Source organism: Klebsiella sp. BIGb0132 (genome assembly GCF_024810075.1).
Taxonomy (GTDB): domain Bacteria; phylum Pseudomonadota; class Gammaproteobacteria; order Enterobacterales; family Enterobacteriaceae; genus Klebsiella; species Klebsiella terrigena.
The window spans coordinates 254,307-267,518 of the sequence record NZ_JANUDW010000004.1 but is presented as its reverse complement, the minus strand read 5'-3'; the positions used below and the strand labels follow the sequence as shown (position 1 = coordinate 267,518).

At 59.9% G+C, this 13,212-nt stretch carries 10 protein-coding genes; 2 read left to right on the top strand and 8 right to left on the bottom strand.

Annotated elements, in window-relative coordinates; translation table 11 throughout:
• Positions 1 to 27: 27 nt before the first annotated feature.
• From M2416_RS14545 to M2416_RS14515, 8 genes are all read right to left on the bottom strand, one after another.
• On the bottom strand, positions 28 to 2,421 hold the full coding sequence (locus M2416_RS14545; protein ID WP_259225276.1) for a beta-N-acetylhexosaminidase: 2,394 nt from the start codon (positions 2,419 to 2,421) through the stop codon (positions 28 to 30).
• 158 nt (positions 2,422 to 2,579) lie between these two features.
• Positions 2,580 to 5,288 carry a magnesium-translocating P-type ATPase gene (gene mgtA, locus M2416_RS14540; RefSeq protein WP_259225275.1) on the bottom strand — a complete coding sequence of 903 codons (2,709 nt, stop codon included), beginning with the start codon at positions 5,286 to 5,288 and terminating at the stop codon, positions 2,580 to 2,582.
• A gap of 143 nt (positions 5,289 to 5,431) precedes the next feature.
• Positions 5,432 to 5,485 carry a mgtA regulatory leader peptide MgtL gene (mgtL, locus tag M2416_RS26985; RefSeq protein ID WP_220432789.1) on the bottom strand — a complete coding sequence of 18 codons (54 nt, stop codon included), beginning with the start codon at positions 5,483 to 5,485 and terminating at the stop codon, positions 5,432 to 5,434.
• 139 nt (positions 5,486 to 5,624) lie between these two features.
• A complete protein-coding gene (locus M2416_RS14535; protein WP_259225272.1) occupies positions 5,625 to 6,377 on the bottom strand; it encodes an IclR family transcriptional regulator in 753 nt (250 codons plus the stop codon).
• The gene (locus M2416_RS14530; RefSeq protein WP_259225270.1) at positions 6,374 to 7,711 is read right to left on the bottom strand and encodes an MFS transporter; all 1,338 of its coding nucleotides are present in this window, start codon (positions 7,709 to 7,711) and stop codon (positions 6,374 to 6,376) included. Before M2416_RS14530 ends, M2416_RS14535 begins: the two co-directional genes overlap by 4 nt.
• A gap of 91 nt (positions 7,712 to 7,802) precedes the next feature.
• Positions 7,803 to 8,495 carry an RraA family protein gene (locus tag M2416_RS14525; RefSeq protein ID WP_259225266.1) on the bottom strand — a complete coding sequence of 231 codons (693 nt, stop codon included), beginning with the start codon at positions 8,493 to 8,495 and terminating at the stop codon, positions 7,803 to 7,805.
• A 17-nt stretch (positions 8,496 to 8,512) separates the two neighbouring features.
• Positions 8,513 to 10,231 (bottom strand): IlvD/Edd family dehydratase, encoded by a 1,719-nt coding sequence (locus M2416_RS14520; RefSeq protein WP_259225264.1) that lies wholly within the window; start codon positions 10,229 to 10,231, stop codon positions 8,513 to 8,515.
• Between the two features lie 10 nt (positions 10,232 to 10,241).
• Positions 10,242 to 10,619 (bottom strand): hypothetical protein, encoded by a 378-nt coding sequence (locus M2416_RS14515; RefSeq protein WP_259225261.1) that lies wholly within the window; start codon positions 10,617 to 10,619, stop codon positions 10,242 to 10,244.
• 58 nt (positions 10,620 to 10,677) lie between these two features.
• On the opposite strand from M2416_RS14515, the gene treR reads away from it, so the two are divergent.
• On the top strand, positions 10,678 to 11,625 hold the full coding sequence (gene treR / locus M2416_RS14510; RefSeq protein ID WP_259225260.1) for a trehalose operon repressor TreR: 948 nt from the start codon (positions 10,678 to 10,680) through the stop codon (positions 11,623 to 11,625).
• Positions 11,626 to 11,754: 129 nt separating this feature from the next.
• Positions 11,755 to 13,173 (top strand): PTS trehalose transporter subunit IIBC, encoded by a 1,419-nt coding sequence (gene treB, locus M2416_RS14505; RefSeq protein WP_041143774.1) that lies wholly within the window; start codon positions 11,755 to 11,757, stop codon positions 13,171 to 13,173.
• The last annotated feature ends 39 nt before the right edge of the window (positions 13,174 to 13,212 follow it).

The window sequence follows — 13,212 nt, the reverse complement described above, 5'->3', positions numbered from 1 at the left end:
CTTAAGGCCGGCACTGGCATATCTCCCCTACTCGACCTTCGTCGCCCGCAGCAGTTTCTCCAGCGGATAGACCGCCGCAATCACCAGCTCATCCTGGGTTTTCGCCGCCTCATCCAGCTGCGCCTGCACCGACGCATACTCCTTATCATCCAGCGTACCCTGACGGGCCACCAGGTCCGTCAGCCGCAGCCCCAGCGTCGCCAGCTTATCAACCTGCTGCACCACCGGGCCGATCGCCGCCAGCTGATAGCTGTTTTCCGTTAGCGCCAGCGCATCGGCGGTATTATTTTGCCAGCGGGTAAAGACGTGGCGCAGCGCGTCCGCGCTTTCGTTATCTTCCGCATCGCTAATCAGCCTTTCGGCCCAGCGGTCAAGGCTGCGCACGGTGTCGCTCTCCGGCGGCAGCGCGTCGGCCAGGCGGTTCAGCGGCTCAAACTGATGATAGTTATTGGCCTGGAATTTCAGATGCTGGCGCGTGTAATAGTGCGCCGGCTCGATGGCCTGGGCGAGGATCTGCAGCGCCAGAGGGCTGCCGCCGTTTGCCAGCCGGGTGAACTGCACCAGCTGCTGGCCGTGCTGCTGCAGGCCGACCGAGACCGTTGACCAGCCGTCCATGGCCTGCAGGCGCTGGTACATATTGTCGCTGTCTTTGACATCCTGCGCCGACCACAGGCGCTCGGCGACCGCGAAGGCCCGCGGCCACAGCTTGATATCCAGCACCGGCGCCGCCACGTTTTCCGCCCACAGCGCCGCTTCGCCGCCAAGCAGGTTCTTCTGCTGTTCGGCATCGGGAACCACCGGCGGGATCCCCTCCGGCACCTCGTCCAGCCGCTGCCCGCTCACCGGATAGCGGGCGTTGCCCAGCAGGAAGTAGCCGCCAAGCTTATCGTCATTGACGGTGAGCACCGGCCGGGTTTCCCCCATCCAGGTATCGACGCTGAAGGTTATCTGGTTATCGTTCAGCCACGCGATGTCCTGCACCGCCCGACGTGATTTGCCCTTAAAATCAATAAACCCGCGCCAGCCGCTCTCGCCTTTTACCAGCGTGAAGCTGCCTTCCACCGCGCTCCCCTTCAGCCGCGGCATCACAAAGCTCCAGCTTTGGGCGCTGTCGTTATCGGTAATGGTGTCGACGCCGTTCAGGCCCTGCGGCACGACTTCATTGCGGTAGTGATAGGCGGTGTACTGCGGCTGATCGAGATAAAATCCGGTAGAGAGGATCCCGCGGTAGCCGTGCTTCGCCACCTCCCCCAGCGCGTCCTGCCCCTGCCACGACTGGATCAAAATGCTTTTCGGCAGATCGGGGTGATAGATTTCGTCCCAGCCCACCATCTGGCGATGGTACTTTTCGAGGATCGTCTCCAGCCGGCGGTTGAAGTACGCCTGCAGCGCGTGGCTGTCCGCCAGCCCCTTGTCGCGCATAAACTTCTGGATCGCCGGGTTCGCCCGCCACTGGCTGTCGTCAACCTCATCCCCGCCAATGTGCAGATAGGGATCGGGGAAGATCGCCGCCAGCTCGCCGATCATCGCCTCGGCAAAGGCGTAAGTGGCCTCTTTGCTCGGGTCAAGCACCGGTTTAAGCACGCCCCAGTGGCGCTCCATTTGATAGGGTCCCGGCGCGCTCATCAGCTCCGGATAGGCCACCGCAATGGCCGAGGCATGCCCGGGCATGTCGATTTCCGGCACCACGCGGATGCCGCGATCCGTCGCGTAGCGCACGATCTCTTTCATCTGTCCCTGGGTGTAGAACAGCCCGTCGCTGGCCTGCTGCTGCAGCTTCGGATAGCGCGTGGAGGCAAAGCGCCAGCCCTGATCGTCGGTCAGGTGCCAGTGGAAGACGTTGAGCTTGGCGGCCGCCATGCCGTCAATTTGCCGCTTGATGGCGTCCAGCGGCATAAAGTGGCGCGCGGAGTCGAGCAGCAGCCCGCGCCACGGGAAGCGCGGCGCATCGTCGATCGTAACGTAAGGAATGGCGGTATTCTCCGCGCCGTTCTGGATCAGCTGGAGCAGGGTTTCCATCCCGCGCAGCGCGCCGAAGCGGGTATTCGCCCGGAGGGTAACGCCCTCGGCGGTCACCTTCAGCTGGTAGCTTTCATCGCTGTCCGGGCGCGGAATGGCCGGGACCTTTTTGGCAATCACCACGTTAATCGTCGGCGCTTTCGCCGGCGCCAGCTGCGGCTGCAGCGTCCAGCCGGTCTGACGGGCGATGCGCTCGCGCCAGCGGCTGGCGGCATCCCCCAAATCGTCGCCGGTGACGTTTAGCGTCAGCTGATTATTCAGCACCAGCGCGCCCTGCGCCTGCGGCCGCTCGACGTGAGCCGGCCAGGGCATAAGCGGCAGGTCGCCCGCCGGGGCGGCGCAGGCCAGGCCGCTGAGAATTAATCCGCTGGTAAGCAGTCCATAGCGCAGGGTGTTAAGCATGAGTTTTCCTTTTGATGACGGGCCAAAAAAAAGCAAAACATTTGGTTAACATGCGCCAAAAAGAGCGTCAAGGAAATGAGATGACGCGCGTCACAACTTGATGAAGTTTAAGATAAATGCCCTCTCCCTGAGCGGGAGAGGGGCGGAGGAAGCCAGGGTTACTGCCAGCCGTAGCGACGGCTGTAGAAGCCTTTGACCATCTGGGTCAGCGTCATGTAGCCCGCCAGAATCGCAATCAGCCACGGGAAGTAGCTCAGCGGCAGCGCCTGCAGCTGCAGATAGCCCGCCAGCGGCGAGAACGGCAGCGCAATGCCGACCACCATCACCACCAGGGTCATGGCGAACAGCGGCCACGCGGCGCGGCTCTGGACGAACGGAATGCGTCGGGTGCGGATCATATGCACAATCAGCGTTTGCGACAGCAGCCCTTCAATAAACCAGCCCGACTGGAACAGCGTCTGCGCTTCCGGCACGTTGGCGTGGAATACCCACCACATCAGGCAGAAGGTGAGGATATCGAAGATTGAGCTAATCGGGCCGAAGAAGACCATAAAGCGCCCCAGCTCGGCCGGGTTCCAGCGCTGCGGCTTACGGATCTGCTCATCGTCCACGTTATCAAACGGGATCGCCACCTGGGATACATCGTACAGCAGGTTCTGAATCAGCAGGTGCAGCGGCAGCATCGGCAGGAACGGCAGAAATGCGCTCGCCACCAGCACGCTGAAGACGTTGCCGAAGTTCGAGCTGGCGGTCATTTTGATGTACTTGAGCATGTTGGCAAAAGTGCGGCGCCCTTCGATAACCCCCTCTTCCAGCACCATCAGGCTCTTTTCCAGCAGGATGATATCCGCCGCCTCGCGGGCGATATCCACCGCCCCGTCGACGGAAATCCCGATGTCCGCCGCGCGCAGCGCCGGGGCGTCGTTAATCCCGTCGCCCATAAAGCCCACTACGTGCCCCTCGCGTTTGAGCAGCGTCACGATGCGCTCTTTATGCAGCGGCGCCAGGCGCGCAAACAGCGTGGTTCTTTTCGCCAGCGCCGCCAGCTCATCATCGCTGAGCGCTTCAATCTGGCTGCCGACAACCACCTCACCCGCGTCCAGACCCACCTCATGGCACACCTTCGCCGCTACCAGCTCGCTATCGCCGGTGAGGATTTTGACGGTAATGCCGCTGGCCTTCAGCGCTTTCAGCGCCGGGGCGGTGGTCTCTTTCGGCGGATCGAGAAAGGCGATATAGCCTTCGAGGATCAGGTCCGACTCGTCGGCCCGCTGATAGTCCCCTTCCCGCGCCGGCAGATAGCGGGTGGCCACCGCCACCACGCGCAGCCCCTGACGGTTCAGCGTGTCGGTTACCCGGCGGATACGGCGCAGCATGGTCTCGTCCAGCGGCACGATGTCGCCGTTGTAGCGGACCTGGGTCGAGACGTTGAGGATCTCCTGCAGCGCGCCTTTACAGATAAGCTGATGGACGCCCTCCTGCTCGCTCACCACCACCGACATCCGGCGGCGCTCAAAGTCGAAGGGGATCTCGTCCACTTTCTGCCAGCGCTCGGCCAACTGGCGGGCGGCGTCCAGCTCCACGCCTTCCAGCACCGCGGTATCGAGCAGGTTTTTCAGCCCGGTCTGGTAGTGGCTGTTAAGCCAGGCGGCGTTCAGCACCCGCTCGCTCACCTTGCCGGAAACGTCGGTATGGTTTTCCAGCACGATTTTATCCTGGGTCAGGGTGCCGGTTTTATCGGTACACAGAATATCCATCGCGCCAAAGTTCTGGATGGCGTCGAGGTGTTTGACGATAACCTTCTGTTTCGACAGCTTCACCGCCCCGCGCGCCAGGGTCGAGGTGACGATCATCGGCAGCATTTCCGGCGTCAGGCCAACCGCCACCGACAGGGCGAACAGCGCCGCTTCCCACCAGTCGCCTTTGGTAAAACCGTTGATCAGCAGCACCACCGGCGCCATCACCAGCATAAAGCGGATCAGCAGCATGCTGACGCGGCTGATGCCCTTCTGGAAGGCGTTGGGTTCGCTCTCCTGCTCGCTTACCCGCCCGGCCAGTTGGCCGAACCAGGTGCCGCCGCCGGTAGCGAACACGATCGCCTGCGCCGTGCCGCTCACCACGTTGGTGCCCATAAAGCACAGGGTATCGCACTCCAGCGGGTTGCTCTGCAGCGGGTCGCGGCTGTGGGCCACTTTTTCCACCGGCAGCGATTCGCCGGTCAGCGACGCCTGGGCGACAAAAAGATCGCGCGCCTGGAGAATGCGCAGGTCCGCCGGGATCATATCTCCCGCCGAGAGCTTAACGATATCCCCCGGCACCAGCCGGTCGATAGGCAGCTCGCACCAACGGCTTTCGCCCTGTTCGTTGACCACCCGCAGCACCGTGGCGGTGTTGCTGACCATCGCCTTCAGCGCATCCGCCGCCCTGGTGGAGCGGGCTTCCTGAATAAAGTTGAGCAGCGTGGAGATCCCGACCATCAGCGCGATCACGCCCGCGGCAAACAGATCCTCCGTAGAGTAGGAGACGACGCCCAGCACGGTTAGCAGCAGGTTGAAGGGGTTGCGATAGCAGGTCCACAGATGCACCCACCACGGCGAAGGCTTCTGGGCGGGGATTTGGTTGTCGCCGTGCGCCGCAATTTTCTGCGCCACTTCGGCGGCGTTGAGCCCTTCCGGGTGGCTGTCGAAGGCGCGCCAGATTTCGTTTTCATCCATGGCCGCCACGTTCAGGCAGCGCTTGCCCAGCGAGTCCGGGATCGGCGCGCTGGCCAGATTGCGGGCATCGGGGAGCGGATCGCGCTGCACCAGGCGGTGTGGCAGGTGGCGGCTAAGCTGCGCAAACAGCTGCCGGGTAAAATTTTTCAACATAAACAGTCCCTCCGCGCTCGCACGGCGAACGCAGCAAATCGACGGGCACGGTAAAACCATACCTGTCAGGCATTATTTTTTTATGGCAGGGACATCAAGGACGTCACTGCTTTACGCTTCCGGTAAAGCAGTGCTAAGCAGGCTTACCGGAAAGGGGTATAACTCCATCGAGGATGAGGAGTGGGATCGGGGTCCATAAAATCTCCGGTAAGTGAGTAAAAACGGCGCGGATTATACCGCGGCCAGCGATCTATTTGTGGCAATTATGGCTATGGTAAACCCGCGTAACTAAACCAAACGTATACGCGCAGCCGTTCAGACCGGTTTATCACGCGTTCAGCATCGCGAACGCATTAGCGCCGCAAGCGCATCCCCCAGCGCCGTCGCCATTTCGCCCAGGGCCTGCTTTGTCTCTTCATAGTCTCCCGGCAGCCGATCGAACCACGGGCAGGTAATCACCGCGTGGGCGTAGCTATCCGGCCCGAAAACGGGCCATGAGGCCGACGTCAGTCCAATAATGCGATCGTGGGGGATTTCGGCAAAGCCCCGGGATTTTATGCGCGCAAGCTGCTCGGCCATCTCCCCGCGTAACGCCGTATCCAGCGCGTGATGGCGGATCAAACGCCAGCTATCCTGGTCGCTGGCAAAGGCCAAAAGCACCAGCGACGAGCTTGAGCGGATGGTATGCAGCAGCGACCCTTCTCTGGCGCTAATCGCCGGGGTGAAGTCCGGGTGACGATGGGCGATAACCACCACCCGATCGTCCCGCAGTCCGGCCAGGTGGCAGGGCTGATTGGTACGCCAGGTAAAGTCTTTCATTAGCTGCTGGCAGCGTTCCGACTGCGCCAGCTGCTCGATATAGCGGTACTGGCCGGTGAGAGGGAGTTTATCGGTCAAATGATAATAGCGTCGGGCATCCTGCCTGAGGTATCCCTCCTCTTCCAGGCACTGAATAATCCGGAATAGCTGGTTAAAAGAAAGGCTGAGCGCCAGGCTAATCTCCCCCATCGTCATGGGGACGCCCGACGCCGACAAATATTCCAGTACGCGTAAACCCCGGCTTAGCGCCGGGGCTCGATAATCGGTCATAACGCTCCTTTCTGTGGCGCATCGGTATGGGGCAGCGGATCCTGGTCATCGCTGCGCCGGTGCAGATAGCGAATCGTCAATAGCGTCACCACGCAGCCGATGGCCATACACCCGCCTAAATAGTACATCGGGGCGCTGACGCTGCCCGTCAGATCGCGCACTGCCGGAACGGTATTCTGCGCAAAGAAGCCGCCGAGGTTAGCCAGCGAGTTTATCGCCGCTAATCCGGCCGCTGCCGCCGAGCCGCCTAAAAACCGCGTCAGGGTCCAGAAGCAGGGCTGAATTGAGAATATAGCCATAATCACCAGGGTTATGCATAAAAAACTCAGCCAGGGCGTGGCGATAAACAGCGCGCTGCCGGCAAGAAAAAGCGCGGCCACCAGCATCGGCAGGGCAATATTTTTCACCGGATCGGAGGTCCGCGCCGGATTGCGCGTCATCCACCAGAGCAGCAGCATCGCCATCAGCCAGGGGATCATGTTGATCAGCCCGTTGGTCATATCGGATACGCCAAACCCTTTCACAATGGTTGGCATCCAGTAGCTCAGACCATAGGCGCCAAAGGAAATAAAGCCCAGCACCAGCGCCAGCAGCAGCACCCGCGCGTCTTTCAACGTTTTCAGCACGCCGCTCACCTGACGATCCCGGTCCCGGCTCTGCTCCTGCTGCAGCATCGCCCCAAGCCAGGCCTTTTCCTCCGCGCTCAGAAAGCGGGCTTTTTCCGGCGTATCGGGCAGCCAAAAAAGGACCGGAATAATAAACAGCAGCGCCGGCAGGCCGGTGCCAATGAAGATCCACTGCCAGCCCTCAAGATTCAATATGCCATGAATGCTTAACAGCGCGCCGTTAAGCGGCGCTCCGATCAGGTTCGCCGCGAGGCTGGCCATAATCAGATAGCCCACCACCCGGGGACGATACGCCAAAGGAAACCAGCGGGTCATGTAATAAAGCAGGCCGGGATAGAGGCCCGCCTCGGCGGCGCCCAGGCAAAAGCGTAAAACGTAAAACATGCTGGCGCTGGTGGTAAAAGCCATTAAAACCGTAATGGCGCCCCACGTCAGCATTATCCTCGCAAACCACAGGCGGGCGCCCACTTTATGCAGCATGATATTGCCCGGGACTTCAAATAATAAATAGCCGATAAAAAATAACGATGCGCCAAGGCCGTAGGCGGTTTCACTCAGCGACAGGCTTTCCGCCATATGGAGCTTGGCAAAGCCGATATTCTGCCGATCGATATAGGCAATCACGTAGAGCATCACCATGATCGGTATTATTTTGGCGGAAATTTTCTTTATCGTCGTCCTTTCCATACGACCGTCTGCAGAACACATAATTGCATCCTTAATTTAGTTCATCAAAATAATGATGGTGCGATAAACCCGTGTTCGAAGAATAAAAGCGTGAGGCACCCTGAAATAATGCTTACATAATACCGAACTTATCAAAGGCCTCGACGGTACTCATGCCTTTTCTCAGCGCGTGCAGCACTTCATTTTCACCTTTGGCCTTTTCAAAGGCCCCGTGGAAGGCTTCATCCACCGCCTGCGCAGGGATAATCAGCACGCCGTCGCGGTCGCCAAAAATCACGTCGCCAGGCGCAACCCGCACGCCGTCCAGTTCGATAGGCACGCGCCAGTCAACCACCTTGCCGCGCGGTCCCTGATCCTGCGCGTAGCTGCCGAAGGAGGCCACCGGGAAACCGAGGTCCAAAATTTCATTGCTGTCCCGATGGTAGCCATGAATGACGGCTCCGGCCGCCCCGCACTGCATGGCGCGGGTCGACATTAGCCCGCCCCATTGCGCATAGCGTAGCGAGCCGCCCGCACAAATATAAACTTCGTTCTTTTGCAGATCGTCCAGTGCGTGAAACATTAAGCCGAACGGCTTTTCACTGAGCGTATTATGGCCTGGAGCGCTTTGCTGGAAATAATCCGCCTCGAGTACCGGCATCGCCCGGCCAATAATAACCATATTGGCATCAATCGGTTTTAACTGCGGCGACAAAAACTGATGAAGTAATCCCATTGAATCCAGAATATCCCCCACTAATGCAACAAAGAGCTTTTCTTTTGCTAATGCAAATAACGTTTCATCATCTGACCAGGCGTGGCTCATAATATTTCCTCGGTGTATTATTCAGGATGGGGTTCACGTTTAATTTCGCTACCTGACTTACCCGCTAAAAAGTTCAGGTCGGCGCCGGTGTGCGCCTGCTGCACCGTCTGGATATAAAGGCTGGCGTAGCCGCGGGGATAATCAGGATACTCCTGCGGTCGGTTTTCTTTACGCCTGCTCAGTTCGCTATCGCTGACGTGCAGCGTCAGCCGGCGCTCGCGGCAGTTCAGCTCAATCATGTCGCCGTTTTCCACCACCGCCAGGGTTCCGCCAATGGTCGACTCCGGGCTGACGTGCAGGACAATCGTGCCAAATGCGGTGCCCGACATGCGCCCGTCCGAGATGCGCACCATATCGCGCACGCCCTGCTGCAGGATCTTTAGCGGCAGGCCAAAGTTGCCGACTTCCGGCATGCCCGGATAGCCCTTTGGCCCCACGCCCTTCAGCACCAGAATATCGTCGGTCCGCACGTCCAGATCCGGATCGTTGATGCGCCGGTTATAATCTTCGATGTTCTCGAAAACGACCGCTCGCGCGGTATGGTTGAGCAGCGTCGGCGTCGCGGCCGAAGGCTTTATCACCGCGCCGTCGGCGCAAAGGTTGCCCTTCAGCACTATCGTTCCGGCGTCATCCAGCAGCGCATTGTGCCGCGGCGCAATGACGCGCTCGTTTAAAATCGCCGCCTCGCGGTAGTTTTCATCGAGGGTTTTGCCATTGCACTGCCGCACCTGGCTATGCAGCTTGTCGGTAAGCTGGCCGATCACCGCCGGCACGCCGCCCGCGTAGTAGAAATCCTCCATCAGAAACTCCCCCGACGGCTTCAGGTTTGCCAGCAGAGGAACGTTCTGGCTAAAGCGGTCAAAATCCTCCAGCGTCAGCGGCACCTCGATCCGCCCGGCAAGCGCCAGAAGATGCAGGATAAAATTGGTTGAACCGCCGATTGCCGCATTGACGACGATGGCATTCTGAAAAGCCTCGCGGGTCAGGATCTGCGACATGCACAGATCCTCTTTCACCATCTCGACAATACGCCGGCCGGACAGCCGGGAGACCCGACGACGCGCGGCGTCAACGGCGGGAATGGCGGCAGACCCCGGCAGCGACATGCCCAGCGCCTCGACCATGCAGGAGAGCGTGGACGCGGTACCCATCGTATTGCAGGCGCCGGGGCTGCGCGACATGGCGTTTTCCACCTCGTCAAACTCGGCCTGGCTCATCAGGCCCGCACGCAGATCCTCACTAAATTTCCACAGGTCGGTGCCGGAACCGATATCCGCCCCGCGGTATTTACCGTTGAGCATCGGTCCGCCGCTCACGACCAGCGTCGGTAAATCCACGCTGGCGGCCCCCATCAGGCAGGATGGCGTCGTTTTGTCGCAGTTGGTGAGCAGCACCACGCCGTCAATGGGATTCCCACGAATCGACTCTTCAACGTCCATGCTGGCAAGGTTGCGGAACAGCATGGTCGTCGGCTTCATTAGCGCTTCGCCGAGCGACATCACCGGAAACTCAAAGGCCACGCCGCCGGCTTCGAGAACGCCCATTTTGACCTGCTCGGCAAGATCGCGTAGATGCGCGTTGCAGGGGGTTAATTCAGACCAGGTATTACAAATCCCGATAACCGGGCGACCATCAAAAATATCATTGGGCAGCCCCTGATTTTTTAACCAGCTTCTGGCGATAAACCCTGATTTATCCTTGCGTCCAAACCACGTCTGGCTACGATATTTTTTCATTACGTTGCGCTCATTTTCCAGAAAAGGTGAGAGTTAGCGGCAGTGTAATTGATGTGGCGATCCCGTCAATTCGCCGCAAGATGCTGGCAAAAGCCGCCGTTTGTGAGTGAGTAAATAGAATCTTCGCTCCCGCCCGCCCCGTGCTTTTACAGGTAAAAGTCAAAAAGGCCGCGCGGCTATTGATGGCAAAAATATTATTTAATATCAGTGCAATATAGTTAGGTTGCTTTTGGCAGGTTTTATATATAAAAGTTAAATTCCCGCAAAAAAATCGCGAAAATGTGATCTGTATCGGAATAGCCGCCGCGGCCTGGCACCGCGGCTGCCCCGCCAGGTGGCGCAAAGGGGCAGTCGATCCGCTGCCGGAGGTAAACCAGACTTTGCTCATTGCGGTCTGGTTGAGTAGCATTAGGCTCAATTTAATCGGACCACCGCGAGAACCCTGCATGCAAAACCGGCTGACCATCAAAGATATCGCGCGCTTGAGCGGCGTCGGGAAATCGACGGTATCGCGCGTGCTCAACAATGAAAGCGGCGTCAACGAGCGCACCCGCGAGCGGGTGGAGGCGGTCATGCTGCAGCACGGCTTCTCGCCCTCCCGCTCCGCGCGCGCCATGCGCGGCCAGAGCGATAAGGTGGTGGCGATTATCGTCACCCGTCTGGACTCGCTGTCGGAAAACCTCGCCGTGCAGACCATGCTGCCCGCTTTTTACGAGCAGGGTTACGATCCGATTATGATGGAGAGCCAGTTCTCCCCGGCGCTGGTTAGCGAGCATCTCAGGATCCTCGCCCGCCGCCATGTCGACGGCGTGGTGCTGTTTGGCTTTACCGGCATTACCGAAGAGATGCTCACACCGTGGCGCGAAACGCTGGTGCTGCTGGCCCGCGACGCGCCGGGCTTCGCCTCGGTCTGCTACGACGACGACGGGGCGGTGAGGATGCTGATGCAGCGCCTCTACGATCGCGGCCATCGCCATATCAGCTTCCTCGGCGTGCCGCACAGCGACGTCACCACCGGCCAGCGCCGCCATCAGGCCTACCTCGATTTCTGCCAGCAGCACCGGCTCACGCCCACCGCTGCGCTGCCGGGCCTGGCGATGAAGCAGGGCTATGAAAACGTCGCCAGCGTCCTCGGCGCCGACACCAGCGCCCTGCTGTGCGCCACCGATACCCTCGCCCTTGGCGCCAGCAAGTACCTGCAGGAGCAGCGCATCGACAGCCTGCAGATCGCCAGCGTCGGCAGCACGCCGCTGATGAAGTTCCTGCATCCGGAAATTTTCACCGTCGATCCGGGCTACGCCGAGGCCGGACGCCAGGCGGCACGGCAGCTGATCGAACAGATCGCCGGCAACGCTAACCCTCGTCAAATCGTCATTCCCGCGGCGCTGATTTAGTCCCGTCAGCAGGATTTATGTGATCGTGGCTGCGTTTCGGGAACGTTCCCATTTTGCAAACGAAGCGGAGCGGTTAGGATTCGTCTCAGTTCATTACGCAATCTCTTCCCTCTGTTTTGAGGCCTCACAATGAGTAAAGTAAATCAGCAGGACATCGATAAATTAATCGAACTGGTAGGCGGGCGCGACAACATCGCCACCGTCAGCCACTGTATTACCCGTCTGCGCTTTGTGCTGAATAACCCGGCCATCGCCAGGCCGAAAGATATCGAGCAGCTGCGCATGGTGAAGGGCTGCTTTACCAACGCCGGGCAGTTCCAGGTGGTGATCGGCACCGACGTGGACGACTACTACAAGGCGCTGCTGGCCACCACCGGCCAGGCCTCTGCGGATAAAGAGCAGGCCAAACAGGCCGCGCGACAGAACATGAAGTGGCACGAGCAGCTGATCTCGCACTTTGCCGAGATCTTCTTCCCGCTGCTGCCGGCGCTGATCAGCGGCGGCCTGATCCTCGGTTTCCGCAACGTGATCGGCGATCTGCCGATGAGCAACGGCCAGACGCTGGCGCAAATGCACCCGTCGCTGAAAACGATCTATGACTTCCTGTGGCTGATTGGCGAAGCCATCTTCTTCTACCTGCCGGTCGGCATCTGCTGGTCAGCGGTAAAGAAAATGGGCGGCACGCCGATCCTCGGCATCGTGCTGGGCGTTACGCTGGTTTCTCCCCAGCTGATGAACGCCTACATGCTCGGCCAGCAGGTACCGGAAGTGTGGAACTTCGGCCTGTTTACCATCGCTAAAGTGGGCTATCAGGCGCAGGTGATCCCGGCCCTGCTGGCCGGTCTGGCGCTGGGCTTTATCGAAACGCGCATGAAGCGCATCGTGCCTGACTACCTCTACCTGGTCATCGTCCCGGTATGCTCCCTGATCCTGGCGGTGTTCCTTGCTCACGCCTTTATCGGCCCGTTTGGCCGCATGATCGGCGACGGCGTGGCCTTTGCGGTGCGCCATCTGATGACCGGTAGCTTCGCGCCGATTGGCGCCGCGCTGTTCGGCTTCCTGTATGCGCCGCTGGTGATTACCGGCGTCCATCAGACCACCCTGGCTATCGATATGCAGATGATTCAGAGCATGGGCGGTACGCCGGTGTGGCCGCTGATTGCGCTCTCCAACATTGCCCAGGCCTCGGCGGTAGTCGGCATTATTATCGCCAGCCGCAAGCAGAATGAGCGTGAAATCTCCGTCCCGGCGGCGATCTCCGCCTACCTTGGCGTCACCGAGCCGGCGATGTACGGCATCAACCTCAAGTACCGCTTCCCGATGCTCTGCGCGATGGTCGGCTCCGGCCTCGCCGGGCTGCTGTGCGGCCTCAACGGCGTGATGGCGAACGGGATCGGCGTCGGCGGCCTGCCGGGCATCCTCTCCATCCAGCCGACCTACTGGCAGGTGTACGGCCTGGCAATGGCTATCGCCGTCGTCGTGCCGATTGTTCTCACGACCTTCGTGTACCAGCGCAAATTCCGCCAGGGCACCTTGCAGATTGTCTGATTTTATCTTCCTTCCGGGGCGCGAATGCGCCCCCTCGTT